16 protein-coding genes are annotated in these 16,640 nt (G+C 74.6%); 5 read left to right on the top strand and 11 right to left on the bottom strand.

Features of this window, described 5'->3' with window-relative positions; translation table 11 throughout:
* Window positions 1-334 precede the first annotated feature (334 nt).
* The 10 genes from ACH01S_RS26395 to ACH01S_RS26350 all read right to left on the bottom strand — a co-directional run bounded on the left by ACH01S_RS26395 (window position 335) and on the right by ACH01S_RS26350 (window position 11,198).
* Complete coding sequence (locus ACH01S_RS26395; RefSeq protein ID WP_083981164.1) at window positions 335-796, bottom strand: single-stranded DNA-binding protein; 462 nt, start codon at window positions 794-796, stop codon at window positions 335-337.
* 99 nt (window positions 797-895) lie between these two features.
* Entirely contained in the window at window positions 896-2,602 is a 1,707-nt protein-coding gene (locus ACH01S_RS26390; RefSeq protein ID WP_083981163.1) for a GTPase family protein, read from the bottom strand.
* A complete protein-coding gene (locus ACH01S_RS26385) occupies window positions 2,599-4,590 on the bottom strand; it encodes a GTPase family protein (RefSeq protein ID WP_246237182.1) in 1,992 nt (663 codons plus the stop codon). The genes ACH01S_RS26390 and ACH01S_RS26385 overlap by 4 nt, the downstream gene beginning before the upstream one ends.
* Window positions 4,587-5,825 carry a uroporphyrinogen-III C-methyltransferase gene (cobA, locus tag ACH01S_RS26380; protein WP_067896983.1) on the bottom strand — a complete coding sequence of 413 codons (1,239 nt, stop codon included), beginning with the start codon at window positions 5,823-5,825 and terminating at the stop codon, window positions 4,587-4,589. Before cobA ends, ACH01S_RS26385 begins: the two co-directional genes overlap by 4 nt.
* Window positions 5,826-5,986: 161 nt before the next feature.
* Window positions 5,987-7,054 (bottom strand): nicotinate-nucleotide--dimethylbenzimidazole phosphoribosyltransferase, encoded by a 1,068-nt coding sequence (gene cobT, locus ACH01S_RS26375; RefSeq protein ID WP_067896980.1) that lies wholly within the window; start codon window positions 7,052-7,054, stop codon window positions 5,987-5,989.
* A 35-nt stretch (window positions 7,055-7,089) separates the two neighbouring features.
* Window positions 7,090-8,115: an Rv2231c family histidinol phosphate aminotransferase CobC gene (gene cobC, locus ACH01S_RS26370; RefSeq protein ID WP_067896977.1), complete on the bottom strand. Its 1,026-nt coding sequence runs from the start codon at window positions 8,113-8,115 to the stop codon at window positions 7,090-7,092.
* The gene (locus ACH01S_RS26365; RefSeq protein WP_067896991.1) at window positions 8,112-8,738 is read right to left on the bottom strand and encodes a precorrin-8X methylmutase; all 627 of its coding nucleotides are present in this window, start codon (window positions 8,736-8,738) and stop codon (window positions 8,112-8,114) included. The genes cobC and ACH01S_RS26365 overlap by 4 nt, the downstream gene beginning before the upstream one ends.
* An 82-nt stretch (window positions 8,739-8,820) precedes the next feature.
* Entirely contained in the window at window positions 8,821-10,125 is a 1,305-nt protein-coding gene (locus tag ACH01S_RS26360) for a bifunctional cobalt-precorrin-7 (C(5))-methyltransferase CbiE/decarboxylating cobalt-precorrin-6B (C(15))-methyltransferase CbiT (protein WP_067896974.1), read from the bottom strand.
* A 15-nt stretch (window positions 10,126-10,140) separates the two neighbouring features.
* Window positions 10,141-10,629 carry a hypothetical protein gene (locus ACH01S_RS26355; RefSeq protein ID WP_067896967.1) on the bottom strand — a complete coding sequence of 163 codons (489 nt, stop codon included), beginning with the start codon at window positions 10,627-10,629 and terminating at the stop codon, window positions 10,141-10,143.
* The gene (locus ACH01S_RS26350; RefSeq protein WP_246237181.1) at window positions 10,626-11,198 is read right to left on the bottom strand and encodes a GNAT family N-acetyltransferase; all 573 of its coding nucleotides are present in this window, start codon (window positions 11,196-11,198) and stop codon (window positions 10,626-10,628) included. The genes ACH01S_RS26355 and ACH01S_RS26350 overlap by 4 nt, the downstream gene beginning before the upstream one ends.
* Window positions 11,199-11,248: 50 nt before the next feature.
* On the opposite strand from ACH01S_RS26350, the gene ACH01S_RS26345 reads away from it, so the two are divergent.
* The gene (locus ACH01S_RS26345; protein ID WP_067896962.1) at window positions 11,249-11,860 is read left to right on the top strand and encodes a TetR/AcrR family transcriptional regulator; all 612 of its coding nucleotides are present in this window, start codon (window positions 11,249-11,251) and stop codon (window positions 11,858-11,860) included.
* 13 nt (window positions 11,861-11,873) lie between these two features.
* On the opposite strand, the gene ACH01S_RS26340 is transcribed toward ACH01S_RS26345, so the two are convergent.
* Window positions 11,874-12,470 (bottom strand): ATP-binding protein, encoded by a 597-nt coding sequence (locus ACH01S_RS26340; protein ID WP_067896960.1) that lies wholly within the window; start codon window positions 12,468-12,470, stop codon window positions 11,874-11,876.
* Window positions 12,471-12,665: 195 nt separating this feature from the next.
* Between ACH01S_RS26340 and ACH01S_RS26335 the strand changes: the two genes are divergently transcribed.
* The 4 genes from ACH01S_RS26335 to ACH01S_RS26320 all read left to right on the top strand — a co-directional run bounded on the left by ACH01S_RS26335 (window position 12,666) and on the right by ACH01S_RS26320 (window position 16,637).
* Entirely contained in the window at window positions 12,666-13,511 is an 846-nt protein-coding gene (locus tag ACH01S_RS26335) for a helix-turn-helix domain-containing protein (RefSeq protein WP_067896958.1), read from the top strand.
* Window positions 13,508-13,708, top strand: a complete 201-nt coding sequence (locus ACH01S_RS26330; protein WP_067896956.1) for a DUF397 domain-containing protein — start codon at window positions 13,508-13,510, stop codon at window positions 13,706-13,708. Before ACH01S_RS26335 ends, ACH01S_RS26330 begins: the two co-directional genes overlap by 4 nt.
* 144 nt (window positions 13,709-13,852) lie before the next feature.
* Entirely contained in the window at window positions 13,853-14,872 is a 1,020-nt protein-coding gene (locus ACH01S_RS26325; RefSeq protein WP_067896954.1) for an LLM class F420-dependent oxidoreductase, read from the top strand.
* Window positions 14,873-14,981: 109 nt separating this feature from the next.
* Window positions 14,982-16,637, top strand: a complete 1,656-nt coding sequence (locus ACH01S_RS26320; RefSeq protein ID WP_067896952.1) for an acetolactate synthase large subunit — start codon at window positions 14,982-14,984, stop codon at window positions 16,635-16,637.
* The last annotated feature ends 3 nt before the right edge of the window (window positions 16,638-16,640 follow it).

The following is a 16,640-nucleotide window of genomic DNA, read 5'->3' as shown; positions in this document are numbered from 1 at the left end:
AGACGTCCGGACTTCGTCGTCGGCGCCTGCCCGGGGTGGGTCAGCCGCATGCTCGACCGAGACGTCCGGACTTCGTCGTCGGCACCTGCCCGGGGTGGGTCAGCCGCATGCTCGACCGAGACGTCCGGACTTCGTCGTCGGCACCTGCCCGGGGTGGGTCAGCCGCATGCTCGACCGAGACGTCCGGACTTCGTCGTCGGCACCTGCCCGGGGTGGGCCGGTCCATGCTCGGCCGGGACGTCCGGACTCAGTCGTCGGCGCCTGCCCGGGGTGGGTCAGGCGCATGCTCGACCGGGACGTCCGGACTGCGTCGTCGGCACCTGCCCGGGGTGGGTCAGGCGGCCTTGGGTTGGGGTTCTTCGGTCGGGGTCAGGGCCCATTCGTCGGCGGTTTCGCGGGCGAGGCGGCGGTCCTCCTCGGTCAGGGGGCCGTTGCGCTGGGCGGCGCGGAAGTCGGCGGTGCCGCGGGTCAGGTCGGGGCCGAGGGTGAGGGCCTCGACCTCGGCGGAGAAGCGCCACTGGTCGTCGCGCTCGTACTGGCGGATCCGCAGGCGGCCGGTGACCAGGACGGGCGTGCCGCGCTGGAAGTCGGACGCGTTGACGTTGTCGGCGAGGCCCCGCCAGCAGTTGACGGTCAGGAACAGGGCATCGTCGTCCTGCCACTGGCCGGTCTGGCGGTCGAAGCGGCGCGGCGTGCAGCCGACCCGCAGCGACAGGAACGGCGTCCCGTTGGCGGTGACGGCGTAGCGGGGTTCGGCCGCGACCCAGCCGGTGATGGTGACGTGCGCCTCGTTCATGAGCGTCCTCCGTGAAGACTCGTGCGGTCTCTGTGCTGACGAGTCAACGGTGACGCAGCGCGACCGGCCCCCGGAAGCGAAGCCGCGATTGTGGATAACTCAGGTGCGGCCGAGCGCGACGTCCACGTCGCGGCGGAAGCGGGCGTACACCTGGAGGTCCTCCTCGATGGGGACGATCACCTTCTCGCGCGCGACCCGCTCGATGCCGACCCGCATGTGGTGCTCCATCTTCTCGCCGTGCTTGGCGGACGACAGCGCCACGAGGTTCCGGCACGCGGACGCGGTGAGCCACCCCATCCCGAGCGTGCACACCACGAGCACGGCGACGTAGGGGATCAGGCCCGGCTCCCCGACGAGGCCGCCCGGGTCGTCGCCGCCGACGTCGAACACGCCGTAGGCGAGGAGGAGGCCGATCCAGACGACGCTGAGCACGGCGACCAGGACGAGGAAGTACTGCCAGGTCTTGACCAGCCACCACCAGCGCGGCACCTGGTTGAACGTGGGCAGGGCGTCCTTCAGGGACTCGCCGAGCGCCTCGGGGATCTCGGTCGCGTGCGCGCGGGCGGCGGCGCGGACGGACCGCCCCCAGTGGGCGGGCAGCTCGGGCGTGATGCCCTCGGTGACGCCCTGGAGCGCGTTGTCGACGTCGCCCTGCTGCGCGCCGATCGGCCCGGTGAAGGCGCCGCGCAGCTCCTCGCGCAGCTCGGTGAGCCGCATCCGGCGCAGCGGGTCCGAGCGCAGCCGCGCGACGATCGCGGCGACCGGCCAGCCGACGAAGTCGGCGGCGCGCAGCTCGTAGGCGCTCTCCATGGCCTCGGCGACGGCGGGCGCGCCCGCCGCGTCGGTCAGCGCCTGGACGAGGTCGCCGCGCCGCCCGTCGTCCACGGTCGTCGGGGGCTCGCCGTCGAGCCGGTACCCGGCGAACCGCTCGGCGACCCGGTCGACGTCCGCCGACAGCCGCTCGGTGCGGGCGCGGCGCGCGGCGACGGTGTCGACGAGGATGTCGCGGAAGCCGTAGACGCCGTCCTCGGCGACGGCGGAGGTGGTCACGATCCGCGGGTCGGCGAGGCCCTCGGCCTCCAGCAGGCGGCGCAGGTCGGCGACGCAGTCGTCGATCTCGTGCGGGGCGAGCCGGTCGACCTGGTTCAGCACGATGAGGGTGACGCCCGTGTGCCGCGCGAACGGGACGATGTAGTTGCGGTGCAGCGCCGCGTCCGCGTACTTCTGCGGGTCGACGACCCAGACCAGCAGGTCGGCGATCGTGACGAACCGGTCGACCTCGGCGCGGTGCATCGCCTGGATCGAGTCGTGGTCGGGCAGGTCGATGAGGACGAGCCCCTGCAGCGAGGCGTCGGCGCGTTCCAGGTCGAGGGCGCTGGCGCGGGCGTAGCGGTGCCGCTTGTCGACGTCCAGCCAGTCGAGCAGGGGGCCCGCGCCGTCCAGCCCCCAGACGCAGGCGTGCGCCTGGGACGTCATCGGCCGCCGCATCCCGGTGGGCGACAGTTCGAGCCCGCAGATCGCGTTGAACAGGGACGACTTGCCGCTGCCGGTGCCGCCCGCGAGGGTCACGACGGTGTGGTCGCCGGACAGCCGCAGGCGCTGCCCGGCCCGGTCGAGGAGCGCGGCGGCGTCCTCCAGGACGGGCTGGTCGAGCCGTCCGACGCCCGCCTGGACGAGCCGGTCGAGACCGTTGAGCCGCTCGGTCAGCCCGGGCGGCCCCCCGGGAGCGGTGCCGTCGCCGGGGCCCGGGAGCGGGATCCCACCGGTTTCCGCGGGCGGGTTCGCGGGGATGGCCGAGGTGGTCATCGGGCAACCTCAAGGTTGTAGGTGGCCTGGTAGAGCTGGACGGGGACGGTCTCGTCCGGGATGCCGGCGGAATCGAGCACCTGCCCGAACCTGATGGCCTCCTCGTCGAACAGCATCCCGATGCGGCTGCGCAGGTCGGCGCGGGCCTTGGCGCCCATGCCGCGCAGCGACTCGGCGCCGAACAGCGCCTTCAGCAGCCGCTGCGGGACGGCGCTGTTGCCGCCCTCCACGGCCACCTCGGACGTGCCGTACCCGAGCAGCCCGATCATCAGGACGAGCGAGACCGCCTCGGTGTCGAACGAGACCAGCTTCGCGACCGAGCGCTTGGTGACGCCCTCGGTGCGGATCAGCTCCTGGACGTGGTCCTGCCAGGCGCTGACGGCCCGGGTGACGCGGCGCGACAGCTCCGGGGAGACGTGCACGAGCTCGGCGCCGGTCCCGGCGAGGACCTGCCGTCCGGCCGGGTGGTCCCGCCAGCGGGCGATGACCTGCTCGGCGCCGTGCTCGGCGGACGCCATGATCAGCGATTCGAGCCCGCTGCGCAGCGCCGCCTTGAGCGCGCGGACGCGGGCCGGGCTGCTGCGCCGCCGCCGGCTCGCGGACCGGCCGCGCCGGGGCCGCTGGGCGTGCAGCGAGCGCAGCAGGTCGCCGGTGCCCGCGAAGTCCTGCCAGCGGGCGAGGACCTCGCCGCGCAGCAGCGAGCCGTTGCGGGTGGCCTCGTCCAGTTCGGCGAGCGCGGTGCCGTACCCGGCGTCGACCTCCCGCGCCAGCTCGGTGCGCTGCGCGACCTGCGCCTCGACCTGCCGGGCCAGCTCGGGGACGCGGGTGCGGAAGCTGTCCAGCACGGCGGCGAGGGTGTCCTCGATGACGATCTCGCGGTCCTCGGCGTCCTCGGCGACGCCGGTCAGCCAGGCGCGGATGTCGGCGACGGTCTCCTCGGGGAGGCGGCTGTCCTCGACGCGGGTCTCCGGGACGGTGAACCGGCGCGCGTCGCCGACCTCGTTCTCGTCCAGCATGGCGCCGAAGTGCTCGACGATCTCGGCGCCCTGCGGCCCGGCGCCCTGCGGGACGCGGGACAGCACGACCCCGATCGTGGCGCCGTTCTCCTTGGCGCGTTGCAGCATCTGCCACACCTGCGCGTCGGCGTACCGGGCGGCGGTCGTGACGCACAGCCACAGGTCGGCCGCGGCCATCAGCTTGGTCGCGAACTCGTAGTGGTCCTCGAAGACGGAGTCGAAGTCGGGGCTGTCGAGGAGGGCGAGGCCGGGCGGCAGGACGTCGCTGGTGATCACGACGAGCTGGTCGCCCGCGATCGCGTCGGGGGCGGGGCCGCGGACGCGTCCCATGCCGGGCAGCATCGGGCCCTCCAGGAACCAGCGCGCGTGGTCGGGATGGCAGACGAGGATGGGGCTGCTGGTGGTCGGGCGGAGCACGCCGGTGGCGCTCACCCGCGACCCGACGAGCGTGTTGACCAGCGTGGACTTGCCCGCGCCGGTGGACCCGCCGAGCACCACGAGCATCGGCGCGCCCGCGGCCTGGATGCGCGGCAGGACGTAGTCCTGGAGCTGGTCGCGCAGCTCGTCGCGGGCCTCGCGGGCCTCCTCGACGCCGGGCACGTCCAGCAGGAAGTCGAACGCGCCGAGCTGCTCGCGCAGGACGTTCAGCGCCCGGGTCAGCTCGCCCTGGTGGACGGTGCCGCGCGCAGGGCGGACGGCGCGCCGGCGCGCGCGCTTCGGCTTCTCGGGCCGGGCGTCGTCCCCGGCCTCGGCCGCCGCGGGGTCGGCCTCGGGCTCGCGGTCCTTGTCGTCCGTGTAGCCGGGCTCCTTCTTGGACCGCGTGCCCGTCCGCCGCCGCCGCGCGCCCTTGCCGGACGCGTCCGCGCCGGGCGCGGCGCCCTCGCCGGGCGCGGCGGAGTCGCCCGCTCCGCGGGCCGGACCGGCGCCGGCCTCCTCGTCGTGGACCGCGCTCTGCTCTGCGGGGGGTGTCACGGATCCCGTCCCATGTCCGCTCGAATCATGTCGATCTCTCGTGCCACGTTGACGACGTCGCCCACGACCACGATCGCCGGGGGCCGGACTTCACCGGCGGCCATCGCACCGGCCACCGTGCCCAGCGTCGCCGTCAGCGTCCGCTGGCCGGGGAGGGTGCCGTCCTGGACGACGGCGACCGGCGTGTCGGACGACCGACCATAGCGCATGAGGGCCGCCGCGATCAGCGTCATCCGCTCGACCGCCATGAGCAGGACGATCGTGCCGCCGCTGCGGCCGAGCGCCGCCCAGTCGACGGTCGAGTCGGGGTGCCCCGGCGGGACGTGCGCGGAGATCACGTGGAACTCCTGCGCGACGCCGCGGTGGGTCACCGGGATGCCCGCCGCGGACGGCACGGCGACCGCGCTGGTGATGCCCGGGACGACCGTGACCGGGACGCCGTGCCGCGCGCAGTACAGGGCCTCCTCGCCGCCCCGGCCGAACACGAACGGGTCGCCGCCCTTCAGCCGGACGACGAAGCGCCCCTGCCGGGCGTGCTCGACCAGGTACTCGTTGATGCGGTCCTGCGCGACGGTCCGGCTGTAGGGGATCTTGGCGGCGTCGAGGACCTCGACGTCGGGGGGCAGCTCGTCCAGCAGGCCGCCGGGGGCGAGCCGGTCGGCGACCACGACGTCGGCCATCGCGAGGAGCTGCCGGCCGCGGACGGTGATCAGCCCCGGGTCGCCGGGCCCGCCGCCGACGAGCGCGACCCCGGCGGGCTTGCGCCGCGAGTGCCGGGATTCGAGGCCGCCCTCGCGCAGCCCCTCGACCACGGCGTCGCGGATGCCCGCGGCGCGCCGGGGGTCGCCGCCGAGCAGCACGCCGACGGTGGCGTCGCCCGCGTGCCCGGACGCGGGCGTCCAGGCGGGCGAGGACTCGGCGTCGTCGGCCCGGACGGACCAGATCCGGGCGGCCTCCGCCTCGGCGACCACGTCGCCGTTGACCTTGGCGTCGTCGGTGACGGCCTGGACGAGCCAGGCCCCCGCGCAGTCGCCCGGCCGGTACGGCCGCTCATGCCAGACGATCTTGTCGCGCTCGGCGAGGCCCTGCAGCGACGCGGTGACCTCGGGCGAGACCAGCACGACGGCGGCGCCCGCGTCCAGCAGCGCGGGCACGCGGCGCTGGGCGACCCGGCCCCCGCCGACGACGAGGACGCGTCGACCGCGGAGTCGCAGTCCTAGCAGGTACGGGGGCACGTGCTGTTCTCTCGATCGGAGGTGCGGGGCGGCCTGCGGACGCCGGTGACGGACAAGTGTCTTTGTGGAACAAAGGTACTCGCGTTCAGGAGTGCATGGAGAGGGCCTCCGTCCAGTCGATAGCCGAGCGTGACTCATTCGGTGATCGATTAGTTACGGAGTCAGGCTTCCTTCTCGCTGACGCCCGCCGAGTCGAACGTGGCGACCTCGTGGAGCACCCGCACCGAGCCCTGGACCAGCGGCAACGCCAGCAGGGCCCCGGTCCCCTCGCCCAGCCGGAGCTCCAGGTCGACCAGCGGGCGCAGGCCGAGCGCGGCGAGCGCGGCGGCGTGGCCGGGCTCGGCCGAGCGGTGCCCGGCGACGCACGCGGCCACCGCGTCCGGGGCCAGCGCGGCGGCGGCGAGGGCGGCGGCGCCGGCGATCACGCCGTCCAGGATCACCGGGACGCGCTGCGCCGCCGCGCCGAGGACGAACCCGGCGATCCCGGCGTGCTCCAGCCCGCCGACGGCGGCGAGGACGTCCAGCGGGCCCGCGTCCCCGGCGGGCAGGCCGTGCCGGGCGAGGGCGGCGCGCACGACCTCGACCTTGCGGGCGTGGGTGGCGTCGTCGATGCCGGTCCCCCGCCCGGTGACCCGCTCGGGCGGCAGGCCGGTGAAGGCGGCGATCAGCGCGGCGGACGCGGTGGTGTTGGCGATCCCCATGTCCCCGGTGATCAGGCATCGCGCGCCGTTCGCCACGAGTTCACGGGAGATTTCGATGCCGGTCCCGACGGCGCGGCGGGCCTCGTCCGGGGTCATGGCGGGACCGCCGGTCATGTCGGCGGTGCCGGGCGCGACCTTGCGGGCGAGCAGGCCGGGCGCGGGGGGCAGCTCGGCGGCGACGCCGATGTCGACGACGGTGACGTCCGCGCCGACCTGCGCGGCGAAGGCGTTGACGACGGCGCCGCCCGCGAGGAAGTTGGCCACCATCTGCGCGGTGACCTCGCGCGGCCACGGCGTGACGCCCTGGGCGTGGACGCCGTGGTCGGCGGCGAACACGGCGACGGCGGCGGGCTCGGGCAGCGGCGGCGGGCAGTGTCCGGCCAGCCCGGCGAGCCTGACCGACACCTCCTCAAGAACGCCGAGCGAGCCCGGCGGCTTGGTGAGCCGGGCCTGGTGGTCGCGGGCGTCCCGCATCGCGGCCTCGTCCGGCGGGACGACGGCCGCGATGGTCTCCTCGATCAGGTTCACACTCTCTCCCTGGGCCAGACGGCGGATCGGACGAGTCAGATGCCGAGTTCGCCGAGCGTCTCCAGCAGGACGTCGTTGGACGCCCTGTCGCGCACGGTGATGCGGAGCCAGTCGGGGCCGAGCCCCGGGAACGTGTCGCCGCGCCGCACGGCGTAGCCGCGCTGCCGGAGCAGCGCCCTGATGCCGAGGGCGTCGGGCACCCGCAGGCACAGGAAGGACGCCCGCGCCTCGGGCACGACGTACAGGCCGCGCGCGGCGAGCTCGACGGCGAGCCGGTCGCGCTCGGCGGCGAGCTCGGCGGCCCACGCCTCGGCCTCGGCGACGGCCTCCGGCGCGGAGCACGCCTCGATCGCGACGAGCGCGGGCGTGGACACCGCCCACAGCGGCTGCGCGTCGGCGAGGCGCGCGACCAGGGCGGGGTCGGCCAGGACGTATCCGGCGCGCAGCCCGGCGAGGCCCCACGTCTTCGTGAGGGAGCGGATCACGGCGATCCCGGCGGGGAGCCTGCCCGCGAGGGACTCCGGCTCGCCGGGGACGCAGTCCATGAACGCCTCGTCGACCACGACCGTCCGGCCGGGGCGGGCGAGCGAGGCGACCGCGTCGGCCGGGTGCAGCACGGACGTCGGGTTGGTGGGGTTGCCGATCACGACGAGGTCGGCGTCCGCGGGGACGTCCGCCGGGTCGAGGGTGAAGTCCTTGCCGAGGACGACCCGCCGCACCGCGTGCCCGGCGGCCCGCAGCGCCGCCTCGGGCTCGGTGAACTGGGGGTGCACGACGGCCGCCCTGCGCGGCGCGAGCACCCGCGCGAGCAGCACGAACGCCTCCGCCGCGCCCGCCGTGAGCAGCACCTCGCCGGGGGCGCGGCCGTGCCGCCGCGCGACCGCCCGGCGGGCCGCGCGCGGGTCGGGGTAGGCGGCGAGGTCGGCGACGGACGCCCGGATCCGCTCGGCCAGCCAGGCGGGCGGCGTGCCCGTCCGGACGTTCACGGCGAAGTCGGCGAGCCCGTCGCCGACCTCGGCGTCGCCGTGGTGGCGCAGGTCGACGTCCAGGGGGCGGGTCATGGACGGCCCTCCTCGCGGTGCGGCTCCTCGTGGTACGGCTCTTCGTGGTACAGCAGGGCGTTGACGGCGGCCGCGGCGACGATCGAGCCGCCCTTCTCCGAGGCGTTGCTGAGCTGCGGGAGCCCGCTCGCCCGCAGCGCCTCCTTGGCCTCGCGCGCGCCCGCGAAGCCGACCGGCACGCCGACCACCAGCGCAGGGTCCACCCCGCGCGCGATGATCTCCGCGATCGCCTCCGGCGCGGACCCGACCGCCCAGACCGCGCCCGGCCCCACCTCGGCGTAGGCGAGCCGGACGGCGGCGGCCGACCGGGTGATCCCGGCGGCGCGCGCCATCCGGGCGGCGGCCGGGTCGGCGGCGTGGCAGACCGCCTCGCGGGCGCTGATCCCGGCGGCGACCATCCCCTCGTCGGTGACGACGGGCGCGCCGTCGCGCAGCGCCGTCCAGCCCCGGCGCAGGTGCTCCTCGCTCGTCACGAGGTCGACCGCGTACTCCAGGTCGGCGGTGGCGTGGATCACCCGCTCGGCGACGGCCCGCCACAGCGGCGGCATCGGGGACAGGTCGACGCGGGACCGCAGGATCTCGTACGACCGGACCTCGATCGGATGGGGCTGACGGACGGTCAACTGCGCCTCCTGCTTCGGGTTCCGGACCACCACGGACCACCAGGGTGTCACGGGACGCGGCGCGCTATCGCACTATGCCGGGCTAGTTCGACTCGCCCGGCTCATCTTGCTCGTCCGCTTCGGCGGGCTCGTCCGGTTCGGCGGGCTCGTCCGGTTCGGCGGGGAGGGCGGGGGTGGTGTCGATGGGACGTCCGGTCCGGGACGGGCGGCGCCCCGCCTGCGGGACGCCCCGCTCGCCCCACACGACGAGCACCGGTTCCTCCGGCGGCCCGTCCAGCGGGGTCGCCTGGAGCCGGACGGCCGCCGCGGTGAACCCGCCCTCGGCCAGGACGTCCAGCACCTCCCCGGCCTCGCCGTCCCCGGGCGCGACGGCGACGAGCCGGGACGGGCCGAGCGCCGCGCACACCCGCGCCGCCGCCGCGCCGGCGACCCCGGGCCCGAGGAACACCGCGTCGGGTCTCGGCAGGTGGTCGGCCGTCGAGCGCACGTCCCCCGACGCCATCGCGACCTTCACCCCGTGCACCCGGACGTTCTCCCGGATCCGCTCGCACGTCGCGTAGTCGCGGTCGACGGCGACCACGGCCGCGCCGAACCGCGCGCACTCGACGCCCACCGAGCCGTCGCCGGACTCCACGTCCCACACCATGTCCCCGACCCGCGGGCCCAGCTTGGCGAGGACGAACGCCCGCACCTCCGGACGCGGCCCCGCGCCGTCGCCGAACGCGTCGGCGGGCAGCGCCCACCCGGCGGGGCCGGGGGCGGCCCCCGCGATCCAGCACGGCTCCCCCAGCGCGCGCCGGTTGTCCAGGACGAGCACCACGTCCGGCTCATTCCAAGGACGGGTGGTCGCCTCGGCCGGACGAACGTAGACGACCCGCTCCCCAGGCCCGTCGAGGTCTTCGCAGACGACGAACGAACGCGGCGTGACGGGGAACAGCGCGCGCGCCAGTTCCGCAGGCCCCGCCCCAGGCCCGGTCAGCACGGCCACCTTGGGATGGGCCCGGCACGCGTTCACGGCCTGCCTGAGGTGCCCGTCCCTGGCGGAGACGACGAGCGCGTCGTCCCAGGGCAGTCCCGCCTGGGCGAACGCCCGCGCGACCAGAGGCGCGGCGGGGAACGTCTCCGGGCCCTGCCCGTCTTCGAGCAGCGGCCGCAGGACGCCGAAATGGCCCGGGTCGCCGTCGACGACGAGGACCACGTCCTGGTCGGTGACGTCCACGCCGCGCAGGGCGCCGACCGCGTCGTCGGTGGCGATCGTCTTCGCGTCCGGGGGCAGGGGCAGCGCGTCCAGCAGCCGGGCCGCGCCGATGACCAGGGCGGCGCTCTCCAGCGCCGTCCGCGCCGCCTCGGCGAGGGGCGAACCGTCGCGGCCGACGACCGTCAGCATCGCCTGCCCCGCCGCCTACCGGGCCGGACCGCGGCTCAGGCGCCCGTACATGCCGACCATGCGCTCGCCGTCGGCGTCCACGAGCACCACCTGCGCGGCGACGGGGCTGGCGGACGTCCCGGCGGCAGCGGCGGCGAGCCGCTCCAGCTCCCCGGCGGTGCGGCGGCACAGCTCCCGGCCGCAGGGGCCGAGCCGTCCGGCGGACTCCCACAGCTCGTAGGCGTGCCGGGGCGTCGGGGCGTCCGCGACCTCGGCGGCGAGCGCGGCGCCGCCGTCCATGTCGAGGGTGATCGAGTCCAGCACGCCGGCGCCGCCGAGGAAGGCGGCCTGCTCGGCCAGGCCCGCGACCAGGACGAACCGCGCGATCCCGTCCGCGACCGCCTGGTCGACCGCCGCGCCGAGCCGGTCCGGCCCGGCCTCGGCGAAGCACGACCCCGGCAGCGTCGGCATCATCGCGCGGGCGGCCTCGCCCGCGCTCGCGCCGTGCACCACGCGCGTGCTCATCGGGGCCCCCCGTGCGCCGGGTCGGTCGAGATGCGGCTGAAGACGACCATGTCGCGGCTGATCCCGTCGGCGTCGCGCTCGGCGCCCCGCGCGACGCCCTCGCGCACGTACCCGGCCTTCTCGGCGACGCGGAGCGACGCCCCGTTGGTGACCATCGCGCGCAGCTCGACGCGGTGCAGCCCGCAGTGGCGCAGCGCCCAGGCGGTGATGAGCGAGAGCGACTCGGTGGCGTGGCCGCGGCCGCGCGCCCCGGGCCGCATGCCGTAGCCGACCTCGCAGCTCAGGTGCTCCCAGTTCACGCGGAACAGGCCGATCGTGCCGAGCAGGTCGCCGGTGTCGCGGTGGATCGCCGCGAGGTGGATGCCGAGGCCGAACCGCTGGAGCTTGTGGACGCCCTCCCGCAGGAACCACGCGATGGGCTCGGCCTCCAGCACGCCCGGGAAGTTCGGGGGGAGGAAGTCCTCGCCGGCGCGGATCACCTCGATCAGCGCGGGCGCGTCGTCGAGTCCGAACGGGCGAAGCACGACCCCCTCGCCCTCCAGCCGGACCTGTCCATCGAAGGCGTTCACCCGCGCTCTCCTCCGCCTGCCTCGACCACCGCACAGCATAGGCTGTCGCGGTGAGCTACCAGCGCCTGTCCCCGGACGAACGGCGCGCCCAGATCCTCGCCGTCGCGCGGCGGATGTTCACCGAACTCCCCTACGCCGAGGTGTCGACCGCCGCGATCGCCCGCGAGACGGGCGTCCAGCGCGGCCTGATCCACTACTACTTCGGGACGAAGCGCGAACTGTTCCTCCGGGTCGTCCAGGGGCTCACGGCGGAGGCCGCGCTGCGGGCGCCGCCGCCGGACGACCGGCTCACCCCGGCCGAGGCCGTCGAGCTGTGCGTGGACCTGTTCCTCGACACGGCGGAGCGCGACGCGACGACCTGGTTCGCGGCGCTCGACGCCGAGGGCTTCGGGCAGGACCCCGAGCTGCTGCGGATCGTGAACCGGTTCCGCGACGAGACGGTGGAGCACATGCTCGCCGTCCTGCGGGTGCCGGAGCCGACCGACACGCTGCGCGCCGTCCTGCGCGTCTACTCCGGGCTGGCGGACGCGGCCACCCGGCAGTGGCTGCAGGAGAGGACGCTCGACCGCGGCCAGGTCCACACCCTTCTCGCGCGGTCGCTGCTCGCCCTGGTGAACGACATCGCCCCCGCCCTCGAACGCGACCGCCCGCAACAGGACTAGCCGCGCGTGAGGACTAGCGGAGCGCCGCGGCGGCGGCCGCGCCCGGCACGGCGAACCAGACGGCCTTGCCGCGGACGGACGGGCCGAGCCGCGACCGGGTGCGCCGCGTCCCCCACCGCCCGCCGGACAGCTCGCGGACGATGCTCAGCCCGCGCCCGCAGTCGCCGGACGTCCAGGAGTAGCCGGGCAGGGCGGCCTCCGCGAACGCGTCGAAGATCGCGCAGCGCACCTCCCCGGCCGCGGCCCCGACCGCCTCCGGCGGCTCGGGCGGTTCCGGGGGCTCGGCGCCGCCGAGGTAGAGCCACAGCTCGTGCGGGCCGTGGTCGCCCGCGTGCTGGTGCGCGTTCGTCGCGAGCTCGCTGACCATGAGCTGGGCGTCGGAGATCGCGCCGGGCGGCACGCCGAGCGCGGCGAGCGCGTCGCGCAGGACGCGGCGGGCGTGCCCGGCGCAGCCCGGCCCGCCCGGCAGGGCCCAGACCCAGCCGTGCCTGACGCCCCGGGCGAACCGCCCGGCCTCGGTCCCGGCCGCCGCCGCGTCGGCCGGGTTCGGGTCGGCCGCCGTCCGCGCCGCCGGTTCGGCTGCCGTCGGTTGGGTTGACGTGCTGTTCACGGGTTCCTCCCGCGCTCCGGCCGGCCGGGCGTCCCACCGCCAGACCGGTCACATTCGGTCCCCGTGCCGTTACAGGGCCAAGGGTCTCGTGAGATTCTCACCTTCGCAACTGCATTCGCGGAATTGCTCTGCCCTTCCTGCCGGGTTCGTCAATCGCGTTGTGACGGGCCCCGAGAGTGGTAAGACTCCACTCCCATGACCTACCGCCCGACCGTTCGTGGCCGCCGTCTGGCAAGGGAGCTCCGCAAGCTGCGGGAAGAGCAGGGCCTGACCCTCCAGGAGGTGGCCGACCGGCTCGACTGGTCGCGAGCCACCGTCTCTCGCCTCGAAACCAGCCAGACCCGTCCTAAACCCGGCGACATCGCCGACATCCTCGATCTCTACGGCGTGCCGAGCCCGGACCGCGACGCGCTCATCACGCTCGCCCGGCAGGCCGGGCAGCGCGGCTGGTGGACGGCCTACCAGGACGTGTTCGCCGGCAGCTACGTCGCGCTGGAGGACGAGGCGTCCCACATCCGCACGTGGGACCCGCAGCTCGTGCACGGGCTGCTGCAGACCGAGCCGTACTCGCGCGCCGTGATCACCGCGGGCCGGCTGCTGCCCGCCCAGGAGGACATCGAGCGCCGGATCGCCGCCCGCAAGATCCGCCAGGCCCTGCTCGACCGGCAGGACGCGCCGCGCCTGCACGTGGTGTTCGACGAGGCCGTCCTGCATCGTCCGATCGGCGGCCCGGCGGTGATGCGCGAGCAGTTGGAGGCGCTCGCCAACGCCGTGGCGACCCGCCCATCCGTCACGATTCAGGTACTTCCATTTACAGCTAAGGAGCATGCGGGCCTAGACGGACGATTCACCATATTGTCGTATCCAGACCCCGCTGACCCAGATATTGCCTACGTAGAGGGCACCATGGGCGACGTTTACCTTGAGAGCGCTGAGGCAATAGCAAAACATAGGGATCGCTTCGTACGCATTGAAGAGGCGGCCCTGTCCCCCGAGGATTCCGCGCACCTCATAGCCGAGGCAGCAAGGAGCAGCCCGTGACCAACCCGCAGCGCGAACTCACCGGTGCCGTCTGGCGCAAGTCGTCCCACAGCGGGAGCGGCGATCAGTGCGTCGAGGTGGCGCCGCTGACCGGCGACCTTCGCGCGGTCCGTGACTCCAAGGACCCCGCCGGCCCGGCGCTGGTGCTGACCCGGTCCGCCTGGCGGAGCCTGTTGAGCGCGATCAAGGAGGTCTAGCGAGGAGTTCCCCGGGGGCCGCGGCGCGCGTGCCGCGGCCCCCGGTCGTGTCCGGGCGCCTCCCCCGCACCGGGCGCCCGCTCCCTTCCACCGAACTAGAACGTGTTCTAGTATCGCGTGCGTCGCCAACCCGGAGGGTGTCCCATGACCGCGGACCTGAAGCTCGGCATCAACGTCGGCTACTGGCAGCGCGAGCCCGACGACCAGACCGAGACGGTGCTCGCCGCCGAGCGCTGCGGCTACGACTCGGTGTTCACCGCCGAGGCCTACGGCTCCGACGCCTTCACCCCGCTCACCTGGTACGCGGCGCGGACGTCCCGGATCAGGCTCGGCACCGCCGTCGCGCAGCTCTCGGCGCGCACCCCGGTGGCGACCGCGATGCACGCGCTCACGCTGGACGCGCTGTCGGGCGGACGGCTCATCCTCGGGCTCGGCGCGTCCGGCCCGCAGGTCGTGGAGGGCTGGTACGGGCAGCCGTTCCCGAAGCCGCTCGCCCGCACCCGCGAGTACCTCGACATCGTCCGGCAGGTGTGGCGGCGCGAGGGGCCGGTGACGAGCGACGGCCCGCACTACCCGCTCCCGTATCCGGGCGGCGCGGGGCTCGGCAAGCCGCTGAAGTCGATCGTCCATCCGGTGCGCCGCGACATCCCCGTCTACCTGGGCGCGGAGGGGCCGAAGAACGTCGCGCTGGCCGCCGAGGTCGCGCAGGGTTGGCTGCCGCTGTTCATCGACCCGCGGCGGATCGAGCCGCTGTTCGGCGCGTCGCTCGCGGGACGTCCGGACGGCTTCGAGATCGCCGCCACCGTCGTCACGATCGTCACCGACGACCTGCGCGGCGCGCTGGAGTTCGCGAAGGTCCCGGTCGCGTTCTACATCGGCGGGATGGGCGCCCGCGAGCGCAACTTCCACCTCGACATGATCGGCCGGCTCGGCTACGCGGAGGAGGCGGCGCGCGTCCAGGCGCTGTTCCTCGCGGGCCGCCGGGACGAGGCGATCAGGGCCGTCCCGGACGAGCTGGCCGACGCGATCTCCCTCCTCGGCCCGCTCGGCCGGATCAGGGAGCGGCTGGACCTGTGGCGGAACAGCCCGGTCACCACCGTCCTCGTCGCCGGGGTCCGGGACGAGCCCACCCTGCGCGCCCTCAAGGACATCGCCGACGGCTGAGCGGCCCCCGGGAGATCAACCCCACATCCGTGTCTGGAATGGAGGCGGGGTCGCGGGCGCTGCACCAGACAGCACCCAGCGATAAGCATGACTGGAGATGGGACACACGATGTCCACGCAGGAAGACGCCGCCCGCCTGCTCGTCAGGATCCTTGAGGCGGAGGGCGTCGAGTACGTATTCGGCATCCCGGGCGAGGAGAACATCCATTTCGTCCACGCGCTGACCGACTCGTCCATCCGCTACGTCCTCGTCCGGCACGAGCAGGGCGCGGCGTTCATGGCGGAGATCTACGGACGGCTGACCGGGAAGGCGGGCGTGGCGTCGGCGACGCTCGGCCCCGGCGCGATCAACCTCCAGCTCGGCGTCGCGGACGCCACCACCAACAGCACCCCGGTCGTGGCGATCTCCGCGCAGGTCGGCCTGGACCGGATCTACAAGGAGTCGCACCAGATCATCGACCTCGTGTCGCTGTTCCGGCCGGTGACGAAGTGGGCGGAGCTGGCGCCGACCGCCGAGTCGCTGCCCGAGGTGGTCCGCAAGGCGTTCAAGACGGCGCAGACCGAGCGTCCCGGCGCGGTGTACCTGGCGATCCCGGAGGACGTCGAGTCGGCGAAGGTGCCGGCCGGCCTGCGGCCGCTGCCGGTCAACGTCGTCCGGACGCAGGAGCCGTCGCCGTCGCAGATCGCCCGCGCCGCGGACGTGCTGGCGCTCGCGCGGCGGCCGGTCGTCCTCGCCGGGCACGGCGCGACCCGCGCCCGCGCGAGCGCCGCGCTCGTCCACTTCTCCGAGCGCCTCGGCCTGCCGGTCGCGACCACGTTCAACGGCAAGGGCGTCTTCCCCGACGACCACCCGAACGCGCTCGGCGCGGTCGGGTTCATGCGCCACGACTACGTGAACTTCGGGTTCGACGAGGCGGACGTCCTCATCGCCGTCGGCTACGAGCCGCAGGAGTTCGACCCGGTCAAGGTCAACCCGAACGCCGACAAGAAGATCATCCACATCCACCAGTTCCCGGCGGAGGTGGACGACCACTACCCGGTCGAGGTCGGCATCCAGGGCGACATCTCCCGGACGCTCCGCGCGCTCGCCGACTCCGTCCACCGCCGCTTCGACGTGAACGGCACGGGCCGCCGGATCCGCCAGATGCTCGCCGAGGAGCTGGCCGAGGGCGCCCGGGAGGACGGCCACCCGCTCTCCCCGCGCCGGATCGTCGCGGACGTCCGCGAGGCCATGGGGCGCAGCGACATCGTCCTCGCCGACACGGGCGCGGTGAAGATGTGGATGGCCCGCATGTACCCGACCTACGAGCCGAACACGCTGATCGTGTCGAACGGGCTGTCGTCGATGGGGTTCGCCGTCCCGGGCGCGATCGCCGCGAAGCTCGCGCACCCGGAGCGCAGGGTGCTCGCCGCCACCGGGGACGGCGCGTTCCTGATGAACTCGCAGGAGCTGGAGACGGCCGTCCGGGAGGACATCCCGATCACGGTGCTGGTCTGGGACGACTCCGCCTACGGCCTGATCGGCTGGAAGATGGACCTCGACCTCGGCACCAGCTCCAACATCACGTTCGGCAACCCCGACTTCGTGAAGTACGCGGAGAGCTTCGGCGCCCGCGGCCACCGCGTCGAGTCCGCCGGGGAGCTGCTGCCCACGCTCCGCAAGGCGCTGGACGACGACGCGGTGTCGGTGATCGCCGTCCCGGTCGACTACTCGCACAACCTCCGGCTCACCGACAAGCTGGGAGAGCTGACCGACCCGTTCTGACCT

This window comes from Actinomadura chibensis NBRC 106107 (assembly GCF_001552135.1).
In the GTDB taxonomy this organism is placed as follows: domain Bacteria; phylum Actinomycetota; class Actinomycetes; order Streptosporangiales; family Streptosporangiaceae; genus Spirillospora; species Spirillospora chibensis.
This window is presented reverse-complemented; position numbering and strand designations above follow the sequence as displayed.

Excerpts from the sequence above, each read along its gene's own strand:
- ACH01S_RS26335 (WP_067896958.1), top strand. The coding sequence starts at position 12,666 with ATGACCTACCGCCCGACCGTTCGTGGCCGCCGTCTGGCAAGGGAGCTC.
- ACH01S_RS26390 (WP_083981163.1), bottom strand. The coding sequence starts at position 2,602 with ATGACCACCTCGGCCATCCCCGCGAACCCGCCCGCGGAAACCGGTGGG.
- ACH01S_RS26355 (WP_067896967.1), bottom strand. The coding sequence starts at position 10,629 with ATGAGCACGCGCGTGGTGCACGGCGCGAGCGCGGGCGAGGCCGCCCGC.
- ACH01S_RS26325 (WP_067896954.1), top strand. The coding sequence starts at position 13,853 with ATGACCGCGGACCTGAAGCTCGGCATCAACGTCGGCTACTGGCAGCGC.
- ACH01S_RS26320 (WP_067896952.1), top strand. The coding sequence starts at position 14,982 with ATGTCCACGCAGGAAGACGCCGCCCGCCTGCTCGTCAGGATCCTTGAG.
- ACH01S_RS26395 (WP_083981164.1), bottom strand. The coding sequence starts at position 796 with ATGAACGAGGCGCACGTCACCATCACCGGCTGGGTCGCGGCCGAACCC.
- cobC (WP_067896977.1), bottom strand. The coding sequence starts at position 8,115 with ATGACCCGCCCCCTGGACGTCGACCTGCGCCACCACGGCGACGCCGAG.
- ACH01S_RS26360 (WP_067896974.1), bottom strand. The coding sequence starts at position 10,125 with ATGCTGACGGTCGTCGGCCGCGACGGTTCGCCCCTCGCCGAGGCGGCG.